We start from the raw sequence: 23,140 nt of genomic DNA on the forward strand, positions 1-23,140 counted from the left end.
GAGTGCATGTGTGCCAAAATCTGCTAAATATCTGCTGATTGGCTCAACCGAAACTTACAGTGGAAAATCTGCAACAGTTTTGGGTTTGTCTTATCAGCTACAGCAAAAAGGACTGGATATAGCCTACGGTAAACCGCTGGGAACTTGTTTGAAAACATCTAGCGGCACCATAGTTGAAGAAGATGTCCAGTTTATTGCTTCTAGCCTTAACCTAGCAGCAAACCGCATTGCGCCTACCATGCTGGCTTTAGATGAAGTCAGTGTCCAGAAACGTTTAAGCGGCGAAGATAACACTAATTATCGGCAGTCGTTAGTACAGCAATATTTGCAAGTTTCTCGCGGAGATTTAGTCTTACTGGAGGGGCCTGGCAATTTAACAGAAGGGAATTTGTTTAATTTGTCAACGTTGCAAGTAGCGCAAGTATTAGACGCGGCTGTATTGTTAGTAACTCGTTACAACTCCCTACTGTCGATAGATGCTTTATTAGCAGCTAAACAGGATATAGGCGATCGCTTAGTAGGTGTTGTCTTGAATGATATTCCTATCCAGGAATTAGAAATAGTAGAAAATATTGTCCGTCCGTTTTTAGAACAGCAGGGTATTGCCGTACTCGGAACACTACCAAAAAATGATCTACTGCGGAGTGTCAGCGTGGGTGAACTGGTAAACCAGTTAAATGCTGAAGTTCTCTGTCGCAGCGATCGCTTAGATTTGATGGTAGAAAGTCTGGCTATTGGCGCGATGAACGTCAATGCAGCCGTCAAGTATTTCCGCAAACGGCGTAACATGGCAGTAGTCACAGGAGGCGATCGGGTAGAAATTCAACAAGCAGCTTTAGAAACCTCAACCCAATGTCTGATCCTCACAGGACAATTACCACCCCCGCAATTTATTCTCAGCCGTGCTGAAGAACTAGAAATTCCGATTTTGTCCGTTGATTTAGATACCCTCACTACGGTAGAAATTGTTGATCGGACTTTTGGTCAAGTCCGCGTCCACGAACCAATTAAAGTACAGTGCATCCGCCAGTTGATGAATGAGCATTTTGACATTGAGCGTTTATTATCTAAACTGGGCTTAAGTCCAGCAACAGCCTTGTCCTAGCCCGAAAAATTACCCAAGATGCCAGTTAGCTATGCAGCTAAATGTTGTATTTTTGTTTCAAAACTAGCATTCGTCATGGTACTCAGTGTCTTTCTTCAGCCAGCTTGCGGAGTTTATCCATGACTTCTGGTAACACTTTTTGAAATTTTCGACCTAATAGGTTGCTGAATAAAAAAGACAAAAGTCCAGTGAACGAAATCTCATGTGTAAAGAATGTACCGCTGTGGTTTACGGTGAGATAACGTTTAACGTTGAGCTTGCATAAAGGCAACTGAGTGGTGAATGTATAGCTCTTTTTTGACTCGAATTCCGAGATAAAAAATACAGACACAGGGGCATTCTTGGGTTTTAGCTTTCCTTTGGTATAGAGGGTGAAATCTCCTTCAATATATGCAGATTCTAGTTCTGTGTCCCATATAGGCCAGTTCTTGACATCAACCCATATCTCCCAGATCTGTTCTGGTATGGCGCTGGTTTTTACTGTATGACTGAATTTCATATTTCCCAAACATCCGTAAATGTCATAAATTTCGCATTAAGGCTGCCTCAACCCGAAGGGATCAATAGTCCAGAGTCCAAAAAAAGGCTGATTTTGACCATTGATCGTTGACTATTTATACAAGTATCCAGCTACTTAGTTAAATAATTAAAAAATTGTAGCAATGTCTAACTTCATCTAGCTTCCTACCTACACTCTGTTTGGTAAAATATCTAGGTCGTTCAATTCTAATTAATTTTATCTTTGAGCCAGTCAATAGACCTAATTAACCTCGATACATTAGCGCAAGAACTGGCGACAATTCAGCAAACAGGTTCTAAACGAATCGCTTTGCTGGGTTCTCGCCATGTGCCGATTACGCATCAAAATCTGATTGAAATGATGACCTATGCCTTAGTTCTATCGGGCAATCGGATCATCACTTCTGGAGCTACTGGGACTAATTCAGCCGCCATCCGAGGTGCAATGCGGGCTGATGCCAATTTGCTGACTGTGATTCTTCCCCAAAGCTTGGAACGTCAGCCATTAGAATCTCGGCAGCAGTTAGAACAGGTAATGCATCTGGTCGAAAATCCCAGTAACGATAACCTGTCTCTGGCTGAAGCTAGTTACATCTGTAACAAAGAGATTGTCTCGCGTTGTCAGCAATTAATTTGTTTTGCTTTTCATGACAGTCGCACTCTGCTACAAACCTGTGGAGATGCGGAAGAACAAAGAAAAGTAGTAACTTTGTTTTACTTTGATTAGTCAACAGGAGCCAGTGCGTTGGGCGGCTCTGCCGACTTGAAGCAACTGGCGTTCAATAGTAACAGGAGCCAGTGCGTTGGGCGGCTCTGCCGACTTGTTCGCGTAGCGTCTCCGATGAGGAGAAGCAACTGGCGTTCAATAGTCAACGGTCAAACAACTTACTGACTATGGGCTATAGACAATCGACTATGGACTATAGACAATCGACTATGGACTATGGACTATTAACTAATGACTATTTTTTTGTACTGTATTGCAGCGGCGGCTGTATTGATTTATCTGCCGTTTTTGGTGGTGGGTTATGCCCGTGTCAGTGTGGGATATGATATTTCCGCACCTCGCGCTATGTTTGATAAATTGCCACCTTATGCTCAAAGGGCTACTTGGGCGCATCAAAATTCTTTTGAAACATTTATGATTTTTGCTGTCGCAGCAATGATGGCCTACATAACTCAGGTTAATTCTCCTGTGGCTGTGGTGGCGGCGATCGCTTTTGTCGTGGCGCGGTTGCTATACTCGATTTTTTATATTTTGAATATACCGCTTTTGCGATCGCTGATGTTTGCTATTGGTTCTTTGAGTTCTGCAACTCTCTTCTTCTTTAGCATTCTGCAAGCAAATAATTAAAATCAGGGAAGAGGAGAGATAATACCAATTACCAATTGACTCATCCACAATCCCAAATTCAACATTTTCTATGGCTTCAACTTACTCCTTTGACATTGTGAGCGATTTTGATCGACAAGAACTAGTTAACGCTGTTGATCAAGTTGTGCGAGATATTAGCAGTCGATACGACCTAAAAGATACTAAAACTACAGTTGAGTTAGGTGAAACAACTATTACTGTGAATACAGATAGTGAATTTACCCTAGATGCTGTACACAACATTTTGCGAGAAAAAGCTGCCAAGCGGAATCTCTCTCAAAAGATTTTTGATTTTGGTAAAGTTGAATCTGCTAGTGGTAATCGTGTACGTCAAGAAATCACCCTCAAAAAAGGTATCAGTCAGGATATTGCCAAGCAAATTTCTAAATTGATTCGTGATGAATTTAAAAAGGTACAAGCTTCAATTCAAGGTGACGCTGTACGCGTTTCGGCAAAATCAAAAGATGATTTACAAGTTGTGATGCAACGCTTAAAACAAGAAGATTACCCGGTGGCGTTACAATTTACAAATTATCGTTAGAAAATGTTTCAGTTGAATTAAAGTCTTTCCAGGAAACTGCCAGCGGATTTTTGTTCGTTGGCTTTTTAAATGCAAAGGTAGACGGAGTTTAGCGCCAAGTTACGCAGAGTTTTTCTCTAAAATAATAGGTACATATTCATAGAGAATGAGTATAAGTATCTTTAATTATTTGAGAGCAAGCAAATGCGTGACCCACAGAAGAATGTGATTAAAATTGAGCCAGGAACTGTTGTTTTAATTGTGTCTATATTAATACTTTTGCCGCTTGTACTCACTGGGTTGTTCTGGCAGTGAGGATATTGATAAAATAGCGATCGCCAACTTCAGAATTAATTTTCCCTGGGGCGATCGCATCTGTTTGACTATTCTGTAACTGTTGGTTGCGGTGCAAACTGAACTCTGGGATCGGGCATGAAGGTGTATCTGAGGTAAAGTCCACCCCAAACGAACAAGATAATTAACAAAGCCCCAATACCGAGAGGACTAGGAAGCCAGAAGACTACTTCTATATGGTTGAGTTCACCGGGCTGGAGTCGCCATAGCAATTGATTACCTTGTTTTTCTGGTTCAACTGCATTTTCGGTGAGTTGAATATTTTTCGCACCCCAGGGAGTGTTTAAGCTAAATTCTAAATCGAGGATTGCACCGGCATCAGCGAGGACGTTACCTTTGCTGGCAATTAACGCAAGCGATCGCAAGTCTAAATCATAAATTAACCGATTTCGGACTAACAGTAAAAAATTATTCTGAAATAGCAGTAAATTTGATTCAATCTTGGGTAATTCAGAATCAGCTTCGCTGGTTGTAGCTGCTACTTTTTGATTGTTATGAGTGTTGAAAAACTCATTAAACTTAGTTTGTAATTCCTGACCATTACTAAAAGGAATTGTGACTATAATCTCTTCTTGAGAAATTCTGCTGACTTTACCTTCCAATTTACGGGTACGGCTTTCTATACTATCTAACCACGCATATATATAGTCGCCACTAAAACTAGTTAGTCTTTCGCCCAATTTAATATGCTGCACTAGTTGGCCGCTATTGGAGTGGTTAAAGTTTACGCTGACATCATACTTAACACAACCAGATAACAGCAGCGATGTTAACACCACCAGCCACAGCAGGGACTTTCGCGGGGAAAAGACACGCTTAATACTGCGTCCCATTGTTACTCCCAACAAGTCCAATGGGCGCTTTAACCACATAAACATCTTTCCCAACTTAGAAAAATTCATCACTGTATTTCTCCTCAAAAAGCTGATTAAGGATGAAGTTTCAAAGAGGAAATTGTGATTTCCTTCTTTATTTTTCCCCTTCTCCATCCTTTATCTTTATTGATGTGATTTAGTCAAATAACTTAATTAATCTTGACTTTTTATTTTTACGAGAACTACTTTAAAAAGCCAGCCAAGTTAAGTACGAGAAAATTAATCCAATAGCAGCGATCGCTACCCAAATAAAGCGATTATCTTTGGTATTCACTTGACTAAGATCAACAAATTCGGGTTCAGCAGGTTTTTTCTTAGCAGAAGATTTGGAGGGATTAGCCGCAATCCGCACTTTGGATTCATTATCTGACAATGCACCTAAATCTGGAATTTCGGTCATCCATTCGCTGGGACGTTTCAGTTTCGGTGCTTGTAAGATGTAAAGCAATCGTCGAGCTTGTTTGTTAGTTTCTGAGTGGGGATGTCGTTGGAGTTGTTGGCAAAGGGCGATCGCTTCTTCATTTCGTCCGGCGGCTTCATAAGCTGTTACTAGCAATATTTGCACTTCGCCCCCTAGGCGGGAATTACGAACTAACAAGGCGCTGGCCTTTTCCAGATTTTCTACGGCTTCTCGATATTGCCCATTTTCCAAGGCAAGTCTCCCGGCTTGGTAACGCTTGCTGGCAATTTCTAAACTTTGTTCACTCACGTTTTGCATACTAAATCAGCACTGCTTTAATTTTGCCAATGCCAGTAATCTTTTTGTAATCTTTTTAAAAGCTGGCTCTCTTCAAGTAAATAAACTTTTAAAATTTTAACTAGTAGTCATCTGTAAAAACCCCTAATTATTCAATGCAGGTGAGCAAAATATGGCAAATATCAAGCTTTCTCAACTCCATTGGCTAGGCGCAGGAATTACTCTGGCATTGATGAGTACCGCAATTACCCCAGCTTCAGCCCAACAAGTGATTCTGATTGAGCGCAACAATCCTTATGGTGTCAGCCAGCCACCTGCTGTTGGTTCTTTTATTTATGGTAGTCCGATCGCCACTCCCATGCCTGTAGATCCCACAACAGGGCTTTTACCTAGCCGTAATGTCTACCCCGATTATTATCCTCAAGTCAGGCATAACAGGTTTAATAATTCCACACTGGTGAACCCGACTTTAATCAATCCCACAATTAGAGATTCGACAATAGTCAATCCAGTGATTATCAATAATTCCTGGCGGCGGACACCATTTAGAGGGCGATCGCGGGTAATTATCACTCATCCTTGGTAATTAGTGTTTGAGATTGGGTGTAAGGAGATAGGGGTGTAAGGGTTTTGATACTCCCATCATCCCGAATCCTTGATTTTTTTGATCACTGCTGAGTCCTAAAAAAGTAATTCTTTCCCTTACACCCTCACACCCAGTTGTATGAAATTACATAAACTGCGAACCCAAAATCATCGTCCCAATCCCCACATCAGTAAAGATTTCGAGTAATAGGGCGTGGGGAATGCGACCATCAATAATGTGTGAAGCCCGGACTCCTTGCGCGAGCGATCGCACGCAACAATTAACTTTGGGAATCATCCCCCCACTGACTACACCACTAGTAATCAGTTCTCGTGCTTCCCGAATATCTACTTTTGGAATCAACGTAGACGGGTCTTGATAATCTTTTAAAATCCCTCTCGTATCGGTCAGCAAAATCAACTTTTCTGCCCCCAGCGCCGCAGCGATTTCCCCAGCAACCGTATCTGCGTTAATGTTATAAGCCTGTCCCGACTCGTCAGCGGCGACACTCGACACAACGGGAATATAGCCATTAGTCGAAAGGGTTTCTAAAATTTTGATATTAACACCGCTGACTTCGCCCACAAAGCCGATGCCTTCTTGACCTTGGGGACGGGCGGTAATTAGATTACCATCTTTGCCACATAGTCCCACAGCCAACCCACCAGCTTGGTTAATCAAAGAAACAATTTCTTTATTAACTCGACCGACTAAAACCATTTCCACAACATCCATTGTGGGCGCGTCGGTAACTCGCAAACCATTTTTAAATTGCGGTTCGATGCCTAATTTATCTAACCAACTGTTGATTTCGGGGCCGCCACCATGCACCAGAATTGGCCTCAAGCCAACACAAGATAAAAAAACAATATCGCGGATTACCTTGTCTTTGAGGGTGCTGTCTTTCATCGCCGCACCACCATATTTAACAACTACAGTGCGTCCTGCAAATTGTTGAATGTAAGGTAGTGCTTCGCTGAGTACCCGCACACGAGTAGCTTCAGCTTGCCTGATATACTCAATATCGTTGACCATCGTGGTTGATATTTAAAACTTATGCAGTCAGTGTAAAAGACTTTCACACTAGTCACAATCTCTGCCTTGAAAGTGTTGTTAGCGGTAGCGAGGCGTTGAGCAGCGTGCTGAGTGCTGAGTATCAACAGTGGCGATCGCTCAATTGTTGACTTGCGGGTGAGATCTATTGGTTTTCAGTACGCTGGGGATTGTTTGTATGATTCTGTTGGCGATTTGCTCTGGTGTTTCGCCTTCATGTACCATGATGTGCAAATCTGCTTGGGAATAAAGTGGTTGGCGTTGTTCGAGGAGCGATCGCAATTTACCTTGAGGATCAGGATCTTGCAGCAGTGGTCTTGTGGTATCCTCAGCCAAACGGGTGTAGAGTAGCTCCACTGGCACATCTAGCCAGACAATCAAACCGTGGCGCAAGTAACCCCAATTTTCTCGCCGCATCACAATTCCGCCACCTGTAGCTACTGTCAAATTGATATGAGCGCTAACTTGTCCCAAAACATCACTTTCCAACTGGCGGAATGCTGCTTCTCCTTCTTCAGCAAATAGCTGAGTAATGGATCTACCTGTGGCTTTAGTAATCACATCATCCGTATCCACAAATCCATAACCCAACTGCTGTGCTAGTAACCGCCCTACCGTTGTTTTCCCAGCGCCCATCATCCCAATTAAGTACAGGCTGACTCCTTGCAATAAGCTGCTCACCAGTCGCTTTACTCCAGTAAATTCTCAACTCTTCACTTTACTTTAAATCTCGGCATTCAGACGACTCTGTTTGATATGGTTTTTTAAGTGGGCGGCAAAAATTGTCTGACTCATTAAGAAATAGCTTTCTTGTTCTTCACTTAATGTCAGGTTTTCTTCAATTAAACGCTCAATCATATACTCCTTTAACACTGGAGTTTGCAAAAAGCTAGAAGCTTGTTGTTCTATGAGAGAACGCTTATGTAACAAATCTACCGCTTCTAAAATTAACCTTTGCGACAATCTAGGTGATAAACCTGGTATGGTGTTTTTCTGTAATTGCTGCACAGACACAGCATTTTGATTCATTGCTAACCAGTACATGAGATGCTTTTCTAATTGCGACAAACGATGAAACTGGTGGTCTAATATGGCGCGAATCTCTCCAAAAACTACAGTTCCCTGAGCAATGAACTCATCAATATTGCCATTAAATAACTCTTGAATCGTTGTGGCTACTAATTTGAGAAATAGCGGGTTCCCTGCATATTGTTCTGACAAAACGCGGAATTTGTCTTCTGAGATGTTAAATAACCCTTTATATTTGAGAATTGACAAACTTTCTGATTGATTTAAGCCAGTTAATCGAAAAGTGCGAACAGGTAGTGTATTGCCTTCTAAGGCTGCTATTTCTGGAGTTTTTTCTCGACTGGTTAATATTAAGCAACTTTGATGTTGAGATTCTCCTATCCGCCTGATTAATTCCCCATATAGTTCATATCCTGGACGATATTGAATTTTTGGGAGGAGAAAGGGAGGAATGGCATTTTTGATTGTTTGATGGCTGGCTGTTAATGTAGCGTAATTATCACTACCCGCTAAAATTGCATCAAAATTATCTAAAACAATTAAACATCGATTATGCCGAAAGAAATCTATCAATTGGGAGATGCGCCCTTCTATATTTTCTGAAATTACTGTGTCTGATGTTGGCAAAAAAGTCTGAATTAGCTGTTCGATTATCTGCTCTGGGGAAGGGGAAAGACGTAGCGATCGCCAGATAACATAATCAAACTGATCTTGAATTTCTTGGGCTAACTTCACCGAAAAAGCAGTTTTGCCAATCCCACCCATACCTAACAACAGAAGTAAGCGACAGCCTTCTTGCAAAATCCATTGCTGAGTTTTTGCCAGTTCTGTTGTTCGTCCCTGAAAAACACTCACATCAATTGCTTCACCCCAATCTTGAATTGAGGTTGATGGCATTTTTACTAACTCTGTCTCTTGGTTTTTTTGTACTTCTTTGGGAATGATTGCTGCTGGTAAGGGAAATCTATATTTTTTATACCCAGCTTTCTCAAGTAAATAAGTTACACGGCTCCAATTTTTTACTTTCACTGAGTAGCCAGCTGCATTACTCAGCATTTCTTCTATATACTTGTATAACCCATTAGACAAATAGACTCTAACGGTACTGCTACTCCGACTTTGATAAACTATACTGGCAATTTCCGCCGGACTACAGCCACACAGTAACCCGCGGAGAAATTTCTTTTCTACAGGTGTTAAAGCTTTACCTTTTGTTGAGGCTAAATCTACGTATAACTTTTCTAACTCCCAATTACTTTTAGCCTCAACAAATTCCTCTTCTACTTGATTTGAATCTAATGTTGCCATTACTATTATTTATGTATTTAATATAACCACGGCAATATCCTAACTATTATTCGATGAAGTCAGAATAAATAAAAAGTAAATTTATAACGAATTTACTAACTGTTGTTAGGTGACTTAGAAGTTATTGCTTAGATATCTTTAGACTTAACGGAAATTTTATAAAGCTTGTTTGAAACTTTAAGCAAACAAATTCAGTCAATATAGATCTACTTAGCTTTTGGTCTGTGCTGTGAGAATTTTAGATTGGCATCACACTGTGTTTTTAACATCACATTACTGGAATTCTAAAATTCATTGAAATTAGTCTCTCATCAATAATTTTTGCCAAGCAAGGTGTAAAAAATGACTGCATTTTTGAGTTTGTAAGAATCAAGCTTTGCAAAATTAAAGGTTTCAACACAAAAACCGATGCGTATTCTACCTGACTAAGCCCAATTTAATGTGGTGTGTTAAGAGGCATCAACCATGACTCGAATTCGTGACGTTGTACAACAAGCTTTAGCAACTGGCTATCTAACGGTTGAAGCAGAAAACCAATTACGGCATTTATTAAGTAGCCGCTATGACTTGGAAGATTTTAATGCTTTTATGACTTTGCAAGAAGCTGCGATGAACGGCAAAGTCAAACAAGAATCCCGTGAAAGACGTGTGAAGTGTGAAGTGTGAAGTGTGTAGACGTGCAGCGGTGAGGCAGCGAGGTCTTGGGGGTTTCCCCCATGAGCGACTGGTGAACCCGAAGGGCTTGCCGCAGGCTAGTATGAAGTATGAAATTTCATGCTTTAGTCTTCTGGCTGTTGACGAATGACAAATGACTAATTGAGTAGAATGGTGCAAATAAACCGAAATATGTAACAAAAAATAAACTCGCTTAAAACCTCTGCCCTCTGCCTTCTGCCTTGTCATAACGACAATTTTTAACACCAACCTACTTACTTACGTGGCTGATTGTCATCATCCCCCAATTCATCGTCCTCAAAAAATGACCAGTCATCGTCATCATTAGTATTTGCGGGTTCGTCGTCAGGCTGTTTGTACGGAGGAATAATCACGCGGTAGTCAGCATCATAAACTGATTCTGTCTTCCCTACAGCCGTATTTTTTGGTTCACGGTAGCTGTAAGAGTATGTCGAGCCAGACTTGGAAGCAGTTTTAGGCTCTGGTTGGCGTTCTTCTGGTTCAAAATCGCGTTCTGGCTGAGTTTTCGCTCTGGGAGGCGGTGTTTGTTCTGGTTGTTCCTCAAAGTCCCAATCATCGTTGGTATTATTGGTTTCCCAATCATCAAATTCTTCAGTTGCAGCGCCCTTATTTGCAGTAGCAGATGATGGAGGAGTAAAAGGTGGCGATGTTGGTTCTTCTCGGCGCGGTGTTCTGACACGCTTGGAGCTTGGGGCTGATTTTATCGGGGTTTGGCGTGGTTGCCCTTCAAAATAATTCGATAATTTAAATAAAGTAGTTATCAATACAGATGTCAATGCGCCCGCAGTGGTAATGAATAAAATCCACATCGCTAGGGGCAATGGTTGAGTACGCATCCCCAAAAATACTAACGATATAGCAGGCGACCAGTTCTGCACTAACAACAGTGTTAGTCCTCCTAGTATTGCCACCAATAAAATTAAGCGAATTACAGCCATAAATAAGGCAAAAGTTAAAAGGCAAAAGTCAAAAGTTATTTAGGTCAGTGAAAACACAAGGTAAGAGTAAAAAAGTAAAAGACAGTTTATTTTACTTTTACCCTTTTACTTTTACCCTTTTACTTCCTTCCTTGCCAGCGTTGAATGGGGATGCAGTCAATCTCTAATTGATCTAAAGTTCGGGCGACGACAAAATCTACTAAGTCCTCGATAGTTTGGGGGTTGTGATACCAAGCGGGAATGGCTGGGACAACTCTTACACCTGTTTCTGCCAAGGTTGTTAAGTTACGCAGATGAATCAGGCTAAAAGGAGTTTCGCGGGGAACGATAACTAGCTTACGTCCTTCTTTGAGTTGGACATCGGCTGCCCGTTCGAGTAAGTCGGAACTTAAGCCACCAGCGAGCTTGGCAACTGTACTCATACTACATGGGATGATGATCATGCCTAAAGTGCGAAAGGAGCCACTGGCTATATTGGCTCCCACATCACTCCAAGGATGACAGCGTAGTTTACCTGCAACGGCTACTCCTGCTTGTTCGCGCCAGAATTGCTCTTGTTGAGTTGGTTCAGCTGGCATTTTAATTTCCTGTTCTGCTTGCCAAACCATGTAACTTGATTTAGAGGCAACTAATTCAATTTCATAGTCAGCAGCAAGCAAGTATTTGAGAGCGCGAACGGCATAAATTAGCCCGGAGGCTCCTGATACGCCAATGATTAGAGGCTTGGTGTGATGTGACACGCGGTTTTCTTAACAAAACTTATTCATCATCATCAGTGTATGGCTCTAAATCATTAGGTTCAAGTTCACGGGAGAGATAAATATCGTCTCTGTCATCGTTAATCCCAGAATTACCTAATCCTTTAGGTAAGCCATCGCTACCAACGGTGACTAAATCAATTTGTTGGCGGTAGTAATCAACACTTTTCACTTGGACGGCGACGCGATCGCCTAATCTGTAAGAAGCACGATTTTTCCGCCCAAACAAGGCTTGTTGTCTGGCGCGATATTCATACCAGTCATCTTTGAGGGAACTGACATGAACTAATCCCTCCACGCGTAAGGGGGCGCTGGGATGTTTTTGTTTGGGGGTGTCTGTGGTTGGGACTTCAATTTCCACAAAGAACCCGTAGGATTGCACGCCAGTAATTACCCCTTGGAACACCTGACCGATGCGCTGTTTCATCAATTGGGCTTTTTGCAACCCGGCTAAGTCGGCTTCGGCTTCTTGGACTTCTTTTTCGCGGTCGTTGAGTTGAATAATTACCCTTGTCAAATCGCTTTGCAGTTCTTGTTGCAATTCTGGGGGTAAGACGTTCCAGTTTACTTCCAGGTGGGAAGAAGAGTGACGCAGGTTAATGCGGTCTTTGACACGGGTATTGCGGCGATCGCGTCCGTGTTCTAACAGTCTGTAGTAAACTCGTTGCAACAACAAATCGGGATAGCGGCGCAAGGGGGAAGTGCAGTGGGTATATTGTGCTAGTGCTAAACCAAAGTGATTGCTTTTGGTGGTGGTATATCCTGCTGGTTTGAGGGTATCTTGCAACAGATAAGTTAACACCTGTTCTGATGGCGATTCTGCAAACGCTTTGGTTAATAGCTGGTAATCTAAGGGCTGAATATCCGTTTCGGGGTCTAAGCTGAGTTCTACGCCTAAATTGATGGCTAATTTCAGCATTTCTTGGACATCTTCGGGATCAGGTGCGCCTTGAACTCGCCAAATTGCGGGAATGCCTAAAGCACTCAAATGTTCTGCCATTAGTTGGTTGACTAATAGCACAAACTCTGTCATGAGCGATCGCACTGTTAAATCATTGACTATCACCGCGCCTAACATCCCTTCATCAAAGTAAGGGTTTTGATTAGGTGGCAGATTTAACTGCAAACTCCCACGCCCTAAGCGCACTTGTTTGATAATTTGGTGTAGGCTTTCGAGGTCTTGGAGTAGTTGTACTACTTCCTCGGATTCCTTAGAGGGTTGACCACTGAGAATTGCTTCTGCTTTGTCTTTATTAATGGCTGTATCTACACTAATCACACTCGACTGAATTTCCCATTCCACCAATTCACCGGATGTGGGATCAACAGTAATTAAAAATGAGAGGGTGAGGCGATCGCTGCCAGCGACTAAAGAACAGCGATCGGCAACTGTTTCTGGTAACATGGGCAATACTAAGTCTCCCAAGTAAACAGAACGCCCCCGCTTCAAAGCTTCCCGGTCTAAGATTTCGTCTGGGTGGATAAAGTGAGAAACATCGGTAATGTGAAAGCCCAAACGCCAGCCTTTGTTGGTTTTTTCTAAACTCAAGGCATTTTCTACCAGCTTGGCATCAGCATTGACACCAGTAATTGCTAAGGTAAATAAACCGCGTAAATCTAATCTATTTTTCAGGTCAGCTTTGAGTATCCTTTTCGGTAACTTAGATGCTGCTTCTTGAACTGGTTCTGAGAAATTACGGGATAAATCGTGTTTACAAGTAACTAAATCAATATCAGCGGCGGCTTCGGCATCGCTACCCAAAATTTGCACTACTCTACCGACTGGCGGATATTGGGCTAACGGATAACGCAGAACTTCCACATGGGCGAGATGGTCGATGGCTTCAGCAAAAGTCATGCCATTTGTTTGCAGCTTGAGTTCAAACAACAGCCGATCATCTAAAGGTACTGCCCGAAAACCACTTTCTACCTGTTTAATCCGCGCCAGTAAAGTGTGATTAGAACGTTCTAAAATTAACTTAACTTCGCCTTCAGGAGAACGGCGACGACTGCCTTCTTTGAGAACTCTGACCAAAACACGATCGCCATTCCAAGCATTACTTAAGTGACTTTCGCGGATGTAGATATCTTCGGCACCTTCTACATCTTGAATCGCAAAACAAAAGCCTTTACTAGAACAACGGAGTTTGGCTTCGATCATACCCTCTTCAAATACGCGGCGATATTTGCCCCGTTCTTTGACCAAAATCCCGATTTTTTCGAGTATTTCTAAGGCAATATGCAGCTTTTCTAAACTATCTTCATCTTCGCAGCCAAGTTTCTTTTCTAAAACTTTTCGAGCTACCAATTTATCATCGGTGAAATTGGCAAGGAGTGTAGCGATTGAAAATTCCATGCAGTGAACCGACCTTTGGTCAAAACATCATGTTGGTTTAACAATGAAGAATCCAGGAGACAGGAGACAGAATTCAGAATTTACCTTTTGGCGACTGGTGGATGAATCACGGGTTTAAGTCTCACACTCAATCTATGATTTGGTGGTTCTAACTCTTGGCGTTGCTTCATCACACTTTCTTGTTCTGACTCCTGAATTCTGACTTCTGAATTCTTCTTGAATCTGGTTCTGTTCTGTATACCCTCACGGCCTACAGATACTAACTAACTGGAAACGAATTGCCTTGAGGCATGGTTCTGTGAAGTTCCGCGCCAAGGAAGTCAACCCACTTTGAGATAAAGTCGCTCCCCCAATCTTGGAACTTCTCACTGCACAAACATTTCAGAGTTAGTTTGCGCTTTTTGCCCCTTCACTTAACCAAACTGATAAAGTACGCCTGATAAGGGGGTTTTATCTACTAAGTAATTACGCGAAGGGTTTTTGAGAGGCTGGCTTTAAGATTACTCTCCACACTGCCCAAAAGCGCTAAGTAGAAAAAACCACAGGTGTTTGATTGTCTAGCTTGAAGGTGCTTTTACGCCATCAGACTCTGATTTTTAACTAGGAGAAACTGCCGATAAACCTAATTTTCCCATCTGTAGAATCGGTGACAATCAGGACAGCAGTCATACAAGCAGTGAGGGCGAACCTTATCTCCATTATTGTAGATTTAGAGCGTACTTCTAGGAAATAGTTCTAAATAGAGAATTAGGTAAATAGTATAGCATTGAAGGTGAGATCACCTACCTAATAGGGGCAGTAGTCAAGAATTTCGCCAAAAAAATAGCTACTGCTGCAATTACAACACACAAACACAGCAAAAACATTACCTTGAATTTTAAGATACCAGAAAAATTGCCGTGAGGGTGCTGTAGGAGTTTTCGTAGGCGATCGCATTTATGGGGTGGTCAATCAATCTGCCAAAAACTTAAATTTAATTAAAATTTTCTCTGCCGACAAAGGAATTTGGGACTTAAAATTAAAATATTTCCATAGATTCACTGTAGACAAACTCAGTTATCTCCCATTACAGTTGCAAATTTCTCAAACTTGGGTGTTGAGGAGATACCTCTGAGTAAGCAAAAGTAACTAGGGGAATTAATTAGATAGCATTAACCCCGTAATTTAGCAGACATTAGATTTTGGTGGCAGTATTATGTTGGCTCAATTTCAGAGCTTGTATCCTAACGGTAGTTTGATTTCCGAATTAGTAGACATTTTTCAAGGCAAATATATTGTTAAAGCCAGTGTGCAAATTGATGGTGTCATCCGCGCTACTGGTTTGTCAGCAGCCGATACCGTAGAAGCCGCAGAAGACCAAGCAAGGAATAGGGCGCTAATGGTTTTAGGCGTAACAAGTTTGCCACAAACTCAGGCTGAAGCATCTCCTAAACCAACAATTCCCGTGCAGCCTACTCCTGTCATCAACACAACAGTTGCTGTACATGAATCCACTTATTCATCTCCCAAAAATCAGGATTTGGAATTAGCTACTAATAAGACAGAAATATCTCTACCATCTTCTAGTAGTAAAAATATCGAACCAGATTTATTTGTAACAGAAGCACTCAGCACTAATACTTATACCCCGGAGTTGAGTCCTAGCTTACCTGTAACCACTAGCAGAGAAGCAGCATTTATTCCCCCTGCGGATAATTTGGAAATCGAAGTGAGTCATCAGCCAGAAACGCCAACTTTTTCGGGGATGACTGCTAGTAATGTCACACCATTTACTCCCCGCAATTATAGTTCTTCCGAAACTATAACTACTCCCAGCGGAACTAGTAAGAGAAAAAAGAAAGCCGAACCCGTTGATTTATCTGATGTGATTGCTAAAACAGATGTTGAACTGCAACGTTTAGGTTGGACACCAGAACAAGGAAGGGAACATCTGATTAAAACCTACAATAAACGAGGCCGCACTTTATTAACAGAAGACGAATTGTACAGTTTTTTACAATACCTGCAATCTCAACCTGATCCCATTGCGGGATTTTAATTAGTTATTTGTCATTAGTCATTTGTCCTTAACAAGGACAAATGACTAATAGCTACTAAAAAATTAAGACAGTTATGGAACCAGTGAATTTATCTGAGATAGTGGCTAAAACTGATATTGAAATGTATCGTTTAACCTGGAATTCAGATGATTTAAAAGATTATTTGATTAAAACATATAGCAAGCGATCGTGCGTTTTATTAACCGAAGAAGAGTTACTGGACTTCCTCAGATACTTGAAAGATCAACCTACTCCACCAATAGAGCAAATTCTGATTGCTAAAATCAACACTGAACTCGAACGTTTATGCTGGGCAGGAAAGAAAGAAAAAGAATATCTTATAACAACCTATAACAAGCAAAGTCTTACTGAGCTTAACCGAGCAGAGTTAAGAGATTTTTTCATATATTTGGAATTACAAGTAGTAATAACAAGCTCCTATGATTTTTACAGTGAGTATGAAGAGTTCCAAGATGACTATACATACCCAGAGGAATTAGGAAACGTAGTAAATAAACCATCGCCTGAAGACTTAGCTAAAACTGATCAAGAAATTCAGAGATTAGGGTTGAGTGTAGAGTGGGGACGAGATTATCTAATTAAAACTTATGGCAAGCGATCGCGCGTTTTATTAACTGAAGAAGAATTACTCGATTTTCTTGCTTTTTTAGAATCTCAACCATCACATACAGAGGAATTCATTGAAGCTCAAGTAGCAGACAAATTGCTGACTGATTTAGTAGCTAAAACTGATGAAGAAATTCAGCGATTAGGTTTAAACGACGAGTGGTTAAGAAATTATCTAATGAAGACTTATGGCAAGAGAGGACGCTATTTATTAACCGAAGAAGAGTTACTCGATTTTCTTAAATACTTGGAATCTCTAGCCACACCTTTAATTTAGTAGGGTGGGCATCATAATGCCCACCCTACAATCACAAACATAGCAGTAGTCAGATATGTTAGGACAATTTAAAAGCTGGAATGCCAGGAATCATAAGACTTTTCCTCCTGCCTCCTGCTTTCTGCTATGACTACACAACCATCATCGGACGGCTACCAGCAGCGTGACGGTCAATTACTTGGTCAATCAAGCCGTATTCTCTGGCTTCATCGGGTGACATGAAAAAGTCACGTTCGGTATCTTCGGCGATGCGCTCAATTGGCTGACCTGTGTGGTCGGCGAGAAATTCGTTGAGTCGCCGCTTGTGATACAAAATTTCCCGCGCTTGAATTTCAATGTCAGTTGCTTGGCCTTGTGCGCCGCCTAAAGGTTGGTGAATCATAATCCGCGAATGGGGTAGACTCATCCGCTTACCTTTAGCACCCGCGCTGAGGAGAAAAGCTCCCATACTTGCTGCTAATCCGGTACAAATGGTACAGACATTAGGACGGATATGCTTCATAGTGTCAAAAATACCCATACCAGCAGTTACCGAACCGCCTGGGGAATTGATGTACATATAAATGTCTTTTTCTGGGTCTTCTGCATCCAAGAACAGCATTTGGGCAACGATTAAGTTAGCTAAGTTGCTGTCAATCTGTTGTCCCAAGAAGATGATCCGCTCACGCAAGAGCCGTGAGTAGATATCAAAGGCGCGTTCGCCCCGACCCGATTGTTCAATAACGATAGGAATCATGCAGCGTTCTTATAGCTAATTTACATCTATTTTATCGATGAGAACGGCGAATGGCTGTCATCACCTGCAAGAGAGCTAATTTTCTCTTCTATCTGACAGATGTAAATCATAACTCAGGCACTTTTTATAGGGAAAAGCGTCTTGAGAATATGACATCACTTGCGCCAGAGAGGATCAACTACAAAATATCTAGCGATCGCTCTGACAAGAAAACTGCCATACAAATATATAAACTGGCACTTTGTCAAGATTTATTTACTAATTTTTCAGGCAATTTTCCAGAAAATCCCGGCAAATTAGGAAATGTATGAGTACGGGGTGTATTTAGAAAAACGGATTTTACTTGCAGTGCTATCACTTGAGGGAGACCTGCCATGCTCGAAAAACTTGTGCAAGCCGCCATCATTACTTTCTTGCTCCATCTGATAGCAGGAATTAATTACAATACAAAAATTCAAGCCAGCGTTAAACCACCAGCACCAGAAATATCTACAACCATTATCAGTTTTCTGTGGCGCTCTTTGCCCTAGTACAACAAGGCAAAAGTAAGAAGGTAAAAGGCAAAAGCAAGAATTTTTGCTTGATTTAGCTATTTGACTCTTCTCACACGCTTTACTAACCTGACTGTTAAAAACCTTTGGTCTAAGTTTTATTTTTTTATGTAAGGAGTAGTTCTACTCTCGCTTTCAGAAGGTAGACTGGGCAAAGAAGGCATCTATCCTCACACAACAAGATCATGACTAATCGCCTTGCCCAAGCTAAAAGCCTCTACCTACGTAAACACGCCGAAAATCCGATTGATTGGTGGCCTTGGTGTGATGAAGCCCTGGCGACTGCAAAGGCAGAAAATAAACCTATCTTTCTCTCGATTGGGTACTCTAGTTGCCACTGGTGTACGGTGATGGAAGGTGAGGCTTTTTCTGATGCGGCGATCGCAGATTATATGAATACCAATTTTCTGCCTATTAAGGTAGACAGAGAAGAAAGGCCAGACATCGATAGCATTTATATGCAGGCGTTGCAGATGATGAGTGGTCAAGGTGGTTGGCCTTTAAATACCTTTCTCTCTCCTGAAGATTTGGTTCCTTTTTATGCTGGGACTTATTTTCCTATCGATCCCCGCTACGGTCGTCCTGGTTTTTTACAAGTGCTACAAGCTCTCCGGCGCTACTATGACACGGGAAAAGAAGACTTACGCCAACGCAAAGCGGTAATTTTAGACTCGTTACTCACCTCTGCGGTATTGCAAAATAGCGATCCCCAGTCAGTTGCAGAAAATGAATTATTTGGCAAAGGTTGGCAAACTAGTACGGGGATCATTACTTCTAATCAATATGGTAATAGCTTCCCGATGATGCCTTATGCAGAGTTAGCACTGCGGGGAACTCGGTTTAATTTACCCTCTCAGTATGATGGTAAACAAATTTGCACTCAGCGAGGACTCGATTTAGCGTTGGGTGGGATTTATGACCATGTGGGTGGGGGCTTTCATCGCTACACTGTTGATCCCACTTGGACAGTACCTCACTTTGAAAAGATGCTTTATGACAATGGGCAAATTGTCGAGTATCTGGCGAATTTATGGAGTGCAGATATCCAAGAGCCGGCTTTTGCTACGGCGATCGCGGGAACTGTACAATGGCTGCAACGCGAAATGATTGCCCCGGAAGGCTATTTTTACGCGGCTCAAGATGCGGATAGTTTCATTAATGCTGAAGCAGTTGAGCCAGAAGAAGGCGCTTTTTATGTGTGGAGTTACAGCGAACTAGAACAGCTATTAACACCAGAAGAACTGACGCAATTACAACAAGAATTTACAGTTAGTTCTCAGGGTAACTTTGAAGGGCTGAATGTACTGCAAAGGCGCAATGGCGGGCAATTAAGTGCAGAAATAGAAACGGTATTAGCTAAATTATTTACGGCTCGTTATGGTAATACACCAGAATCATTAAAAATATTTCCGCCAGCACGGAACAACCAAGAAGCCAAAACCCATAATTGGCCAGGCCGCATCCCTTCGGTGACGGATACAAAAATGATTGTGGCTTGGAATAGCTTGATGATTTCTGGGTTAGCTAGAGCCTACGGAGTATTTCAAGAGCCTTTGTATTTAGAATTAGCAGCACAAGCAGCTAACTTTATTTTGGAAAATCAGTTTGTTGACGGGCGTTTCCACAGGCTGAATTATCAAGGTGAGGCGACAGTATTAGCGCAGTCGGAAGATTACGCCTTTTTTATTAAAGCGTTACTGGATTTGCAAGCTTGTAGCCCAGATGATCAACAATGGTTAGAAAAAGCGATCGCTATCCAAGCAGAATTCGACGAATTTCTTTGGAGTGTAGAACTAGGTGGATACTTTAACACATCCAGCGATGCCAGTCAGGATTTAATTATCCGCGAACGCAGCTATACAGATAACGCGACACCTTCAGCAAATGGAGTGGCGATCGCAAATCTTGTACGATTGTCTCTACTCACTGATAATCTGCATTATCTTGATTTAGCCGAGCAAGGCTTAACAGCTTTTAAAAGTGTGATGAGTAGTCATCCTCAAGCTTGCCCCAGCTTATTCACTGCTTTAGATTGGTATCGCAACTCTACCTTAATTCGCAGCACCACCGAGCAAATTCAATCTCTCATTCCTCAATATTTGCCAGTAGCAGCGTTTTCTGTAGTCTCTAACCTCCCAGAAGGAAGTATCGCCTTAGTTTGCCAAGGTTTAAAATGTCTTGCACCAGCGACAAGTGTCGAGCAAATGTTACAGCAAGTGCAGCAAAGTCAAACTAGAGGATGATTCCTTTTTAGGAAGCAGAAAACTGATAAGGTCTATCTACTAAATCAAGCAAAATAGCAATGAAAACTGAACAAGAAAGAAAAGCAATAATTGAATCTATCAATGTGTTGTTAAACCAAGCTTATGACAGTGTGTTAGATGAAATACTCGCTTATTTACAAAGAATAGATGATATGGAAGATGAGGAAGATTTACAAGCTATTAAGGAAGCAAGAGAAGATAGACGTATAAATGGTACTGTTTCTTGGAATGAATATCAAGGGTATAACAAAGAAACGGCTTAATGTATCAAGTTGAACTAACTAATGGTGCGATAAAACAACTAAATAAACTACCCAATAATATTAAAGAACGTATCGATGCCAAAATTCTAGATTTGGCTATAGAACCGCGTCCAAATGGAGTTAAAAAAATCAAAGGTGATGAAAATTCTTATCGTATTCGAGTAGGAGATTACCGCATCATCTATGGAATATATGATGATATTTTACTAATAACTGTAGTGAGAATCGGTCATAGAAGTAAAATTTATCAAGACGAAACCTGGCAAATAAAAAAAATTTCAGGTCTAGGGAGAAAATTCAGGTGCGGTGAAAAATAGGGACATAGAAGCACAAATGACTCAGCACTCAGCACTCACAGCCATTGTCTTAGCTGGCGGTCAAAGTTCGCGGATGGGACAGGATAAGGCTTTGCTGACTGTTCAAGGAGAGGCTTTATTACAGCGAGTTTGTTATGTTGCTGCGGCTTGTGCTGATACTGTTTATATCGTCACTCCCTGGCCGGAACGTTATCAACATTTACAGTTACCTCGTTGTCAGTTTATTTTAGAAGCGCCTGTAAATCACGGGCCTTTGCTAGGGTTTACTCAAGGACTTGCACAGGTGCAAACTGATTGGGTGCTGTTACTTGCTTGCGATTTACCGAACTTGCAGGTTGAGGTGTTGCAAGAATGGACGGCACAACTGGATAATGTGGGGGAAGATGCGATCGCCGCTTTGGCACATCATACTAAAGGCTGGGAACCTCTGTGTGGTTTTTATCGCCGTCAGTGTTTACCGCAGCTTCTAGATTTTATCAACCAAGGTGGGCGATCGTTTCAGCAGTGGCTTAAGCAACATCCTATACAAGTGTTATCCCTACCTACTACTGATATGCTACTTAACTGTAACACCCCTGAAGATTGGGCATTAATGCCGTAAAAACACCATTTCAACCAGCAATTAATCAAGTTTTCATGAATGATTTTAGATGGTAAAAATTTTTACTATGAATTTTTTCCTAAACCAGATATTTGTTGTTTAATTAACAATAGTTTTTTAACACACTACTGTATAGTATTTAAAGCTTTTCTCAATAAACCTTGTATACTTAATGGCGAAGTGGCATAGCTATAAATTCTTGGGGAATTTTGGTATTGTCTACATTCGCCTTTTTTATCAGCAACTCTCATAGTTACTATAGGTTGATTTCTATATGTATCGTCGTTGGATATCCTCAGCATTAGCAATTCTAGTAAGTATATTTTTAATTGCTTGTAGCAGTGCTACAACTCAACAGCCGCAACCACAAACACCTGCTATTACAGCAACCCCTAATAATCAACAAATAGCCAAACGAGTAGTTAGTCTTTCATCTCTAGCAACAGATATTATTTATCAACTTGATAAGACTAAGCTAGTGGGTATCGCTGGAAATTCGTTATTTAAAAATGACCCTGGTTTTAAGGATATTCCTCGCGTTAGTGAAGGTCAAACCCCTCCTAGTTTAGAAAAAATTGTGGCTCTAAAACCAGATTTAGTCATTGGTATCGAAGGTTTTTCTACCCAAGTAATACAAAGATTGCAAGAATTAAAAATTCCTACTTTACTGACTCAACTCAAAACATGGGATTCCTTAGAAAATCTGACTCAAAAAATTGGTGATTCAATCGGTGCAAACCCCGAACCTTTATTAACTCGCTACAAAAGTTTTTTGCCAGAGAAACAAAAACAAAATATCTCTACTTTGGTGTTAGTGAGTAATCAACCAATTCTCACACCAAATAAAAGCAGTTGGGCGGGAAACTTGTTAGAAAAATTTCAACTCAAGAATGTCGCCGCAGATTTACAAGGTAAAAGTCCTTTTGGTGGTTATGTCACTTTATCAGCAGAGAAAGTTTTAGAAGTTAATCCAGAGACGATAATTGTCATCAACCCTCCCCAAGCAAAATCAAATAAAGAGATTCTGGAATCCTTTAGTCAAGAACCTTTTTGGCAAAAACTCAAAGCAACTCAAAATAATCGAGTTTATATTTTTGACTATTATGGATTAGTAAATCCAGGTAGTATCAATGCGATTGAGAAAGCTTCTCAGCAGCTTAAAAAAGATTTACAGCAGTTCCGGCTGTTATGAGGTACAGTAGCAGCAAGTAGCAAACCAGTTTCTTAAATGTTGAGGATTTATTAAGTCGAGTGCAACTGATATTAGTTTATCAACCATTTCTGTTGTAGTTGGAG

Annotated in this window: 25 protein-coding genes; 15 read left to right on the top strand and 10 right to left on the bottom strand. The window is 41.2% G+C overall.

The window, feature by feature from the left end; translation table 11 throughout:
- Positions 1-10 precede the first annotated feature (10 nt).
- Complete coding sequence (locus IQ244_RS27460) at positions 11-1,105, top strand: phosphotransacetylase family protein (protein WP_193899863.1); 1,095 nt, start codon at positions 11-13, stop codon at positions 1,103-1,105.
- Between the two features lie 82 nt (positions 1,106-1,187).
- On the opposite strand, the gene IQ244_RS27465 is transcribed toward IQ244_RS27460, so the two are convergent.
- On the bottom strand, positions 1,188-1,604 hold the full coding sequence (locus tag IQ244_RS27465; RefSeq protein WP_193899864.1) for an SRPBCC family protein: 417 nt from the start codon (positions 1,602-1,604) through the stop codon (positions 1,188-1,190).
- A gap of 243 nt (positions 1,605-1,847) precedes the next feature.
- Between IQ244_RS27465 and IQ244_RS27470 the strand changes: the two genes are divergently transcribed.
- From IQ244_RS27470 to IQ244_RS27480, 3 genes are all read left to right on the top strand, one after another.
- Positions 1,848-2,351 (top strand): DNA recombination-mediator protein A, encoded by a 504-nt coding sequence (locus IQ244_RS27470; RefSeq protein WP_193899865.1) that lies wholly within the window; start codon positions 1,848-1,850, stop codon positions 2,349-2,351.
- Positions 2,352-2,582: 231 nt separating this feature from the next.
- Positions 2,583-2,978 carry an MAPEG family protein gene (locus IQ244_RS27475; protein WP_193899866.1) on the top strand — a complete coding sequence of 132 codons (396 nt, stop codon included), beginning with the start codon at positions 2,583-2,585 and terminating at the stop codon, positions 2,976-2,978.
- 70 nt (positions 2,979-3,048) lie between these two features.
- A complete protein-coding gene (locus IQ244_RS27480) occupies positions 3,049-3,540 on the top strand; it encodes a YajQ family cyclic di-GMP-binding protein (RefSeq protein ID WP_193899867.1) in 492 nt (163 codons plus the stop codon).
- A gap of 362 nt (positions 3,541-3,902) precedes the next feature.
- On the opposite strand, the gene IQ244_RS27485 is transcribed toward IQ244_RS27480, so the two are convergent.
- Both IQ244_RS27485 and IQ244_RS27490 read right to left on the bottom strand, forming a co-directional pair.
- Complete coding sequence (locus tag IQ244_RS27485; protein ID WP_193899868.1) at positions 3,903-4,775, bottom strand: DUF3153 domain-containing protein; 873 nt, start codon at positions 4,773-4,775, stop codon at positions 3,903-3,905.
- A 160-nt stretch (positions 4,776-4,935) separates the two neighbouring features.
- Positions 4,936-5,466: a tetratricopeptide repeat protein gene (locus IQ244_RS27490; RefSeq protein WP_193899869.1), complete on the bottom strand. Its 531-nt coding sequence runs from the start codon at positions 5,464-5,466 to the stop codon at positions 4,936-4,938.
- Positions 5,467-5,617: 151 nt separating this feature from the next.
- Between IQ244_RS27490 and IQ244_RS27495 the strand changes: the two genes are divergently transcribed.
- Positions 5,618-6,031 carry a hypothetical protein gene (locus tag IQ244_RS27495; RefSeq protein ID WP_193899870.1) on the top strand — a complete coding sequence of 138 codons (414 nt, stop codon included), beginning with the start codon at positions 5,618-5,620 and terminating at the stop codon, positions 6,029-6,031.
- 144 nt (positions 6,032-6,175) lie between these two features.
- On the opposite strand, the gene argB is transcribed toward IQ244_RS27495, so the two are convergent.
- From argB to IQ244_RS27510, 3 genes are all read right to left on the bottom strand, one after another.
- A complete protein-coding gene (argB, locus tag IQ244_RS27500) occupies positions 6,176-7,066 on the bottom strand; it encodes an acetylglutamate kinase (RefSeq protein ID WP_193899871.1) in 891 nt (296 codons plus the stop codon).
- 138 nt (positions 7,067-7,204) lie between these two features.
- Complete coding sequence (locus IQ244_RS27505; protein WP_193899872.1) at positions 7,205-7,765, bottom strand: shikimate kinase; 561 nt, start codon at positions 7,763-7,765, stop codon at positions 7,205-7,207.
- Between the two features lie 42 nt (positions 7,766-7,807).
- Positions 7,808-9,421 carry an NB-ARC domain-containing protein gene (locus IQ244_RS27510; protein ID WP_193899873.1) on the bottom strand — a complete coding sequence of 538 codons (1,614 nt, stop codon included), beginning with the start codon at positions 9,419-9,421 and terminating at the stop codon, positions 7,808-7,810.
- Positions 9,422-9,886: 465 nt separating this feature from the next.
- Here IQ244_RS27510 and IQ244_RS27515 point away from each other — a divergent pair, with 465 nt between their 5' ends.
- Positions 9,887-10,087, top strand: coding sequence for a hypothetical protein (locus IQ244_RS27515; protein WP_193899874.1), 201 nt, complete (start codon positions 9,887-9,889; stop codon positions 10,085-10,087).
- A 263-nt stretch (positions 10,088-10,350) separates the two neighbouring features.
- Here IQ244_RS27515 and IQ244_RS27520 read toward each other — a convergent pair whose 3' ends face one another.
- The 3 genes from IQ244_RS27520 to IQ244_RS27530 form a co-directional block, all read right to left on the bottom strand.
- Positions 10,351-11,055: a LapA family protein gene (locus IQ244_RS27520; protein ID WP_193899875.1), complete on the bottom strand. Its 705-nt coding sequence runs from the start codon at positions 11,053-11,055 to the stop codon at positions 10,351-10,353.
- A 119-nt stretch (positions 11,056-11,174) separates the two neighbouring features.
- Entirely contained in the window at positions 11,175-11,795 is a 621-nt protein-coding gene (locus IQ244_RS27525) for a flavin prenyltransferase UbiX (protein WP_193899876.1), read from the bottom strand.
- A gap of 19 nt (positions 11,796-11,814) precedes the next feature.
- Positions 11,815-14,169 (bottom strand): ribonuclease R family protein, encoded by a 2,355-nt coding sequence (locus IQ244_RS27530; protein WP_193899877.1) that lies wholly within the window; start codon positions 14,167-14,169, stop codon positions 11,815-11,817.
- 1,195 nt (positions 14,170-15,364) lie between these two features.
- Here IQ244_RS27530 and IQ244_RS27535 point away from each other — a divergent pair.
- The gene (locus IQ244_RS27535) at positions 15,365-16,207 is read left to right on the top strand and encodes a hypothetical protein (RefSeq protein ID WP_193899878.1); all 843 of its coding nucleotides are present in this window, start codon (positions 15,365-15,367) and stop codon (positions 16,205-16,207) included.
- A gap of 74 nt (positions 16,208-16,281) precedes the next feature.
- Positions 16,282-17,112 (top strand): hypothetical protein, encoded by an 831-nt coding sequence (locus IQ244_RS27540; RefSeq protein WP_193899886.1) that lies wholly within the window; start codon positions 16,282-16,284, stop codon positions 17,110-17,112.
- A gap of 130 nt (positions 17,113-17,242) precedes the next feature.
- Here the strand turns inward: IQ244_RS27540 and clpP are convergent, their stop codons facing one another.
- Entirely contained in the window at positions 17,243-17,848 is a 606-nt protein-coding gene (clpP, locus tag IQ244_RS27545; protein WP_193899879.1) for an ATP-dependent Clp endopeptidase proteolytic subunit ClpP, read from the bottom strand.
- Between the two features lie 50 nt (positions 17,849-17,898).
- Between clpP and IQ244_RS27550 the strand changes: the two genes are divergently transcribed.
- The 7 genes from IQ244_RS27550 to IQ244_RS27580 all read left to right on the top strand — a co-directional run bounded on the left by IQ244_RS27550 (position 17,899) and on the right by IQ244_RS27580 (position 23,036).
- Positions 17,899-18,159: a hypothetical protein gene (locus IQ244_RS27550; RefSeq protein WP_193899880.1), complete on the top strand. Its 261-nt coding sequence runs from the start codon at positions 17,899-17,901 to the stop codon at positions 18,157-18,159.
- Between the two features lie 63 nt (positions 18,160-18,222).
- Positions 18,223-18,378, top strand: coding sequence for a hypothetical protein (locus tag IQ244_RS27555; RefSeq protein ID WP_015112519.1), 156 nt, complete (start codon positions 18,223-18,225; stop codon positions 18,376-18,378).
- Between the two features lie 206 nt (positions 18,379-18,584).
- Positions 18,585-20,642: a thioredoxin domain-containing protein gene (locus IQ244_RS27560; protein WP_193899881.1), complete on the top strand. Its 2,058-nt coding sequence runs from the start codon at positions 18,585-18,587 to the stop codon at positions 20,640-20,642.
- Between the two features lie 59 nt (positions 20,643-20,701).
- Positions 20,702-20,926, top strand: coding sequence for a hypothetical protein (locus IQ244_RS27565; RefSeq protein ID WP_193899882.1), 225 nt, complete (start codon positions 20,702-20,704; stop codon positions 20,924-20,926).
- A complete protein-coding gene (locus tag IQ244_RS27570; protein WP_193899883.1) occupies positions 20,926-21,243 on the top strand; it encodes a type II toxin-antitoxin system RelE family toxin in 318 nt (105 codons plus the stop codon). The genes IQ244_RS27565 and IQ244_RS27570 overlap by 1 nt, the downstream gene beginning before the upstream one ends.
- A 16-nt stretch (positions 21,244-21,259) precedes the next feature.
- Entirely contained in the window at positions 21,260-21,844 is a 585-nt protein-coding gene (locus tag IQ244_RS27575) for a molybdenum cofactor guanylyltransferase (protein WP_193899884.1), read from the top strand.
- A gap of 274 nt (positions 21,845-22,118) precedes the next feature.
- A complete protein-coding gene (locus tag IQ244_RS27580; protein WP_193899885.1) occupies positions 22,119-23,036 on the top strand; it encodes an ABC transporter substrate-binding protein in 918 nt (305 codons plus the stop codon).
- Positions 23,037-23,140 lie beyond the last annotated feature (104 nt).

The organism is Nostoc sp. LEGE 06077 (genome assembly GCF_015207705.1).
Lineage (GTDB): Bacteria > Cyanobacteriota > Cyanobacteriia > Cyanobacteriales > Nostocaceae > Nostoc_B.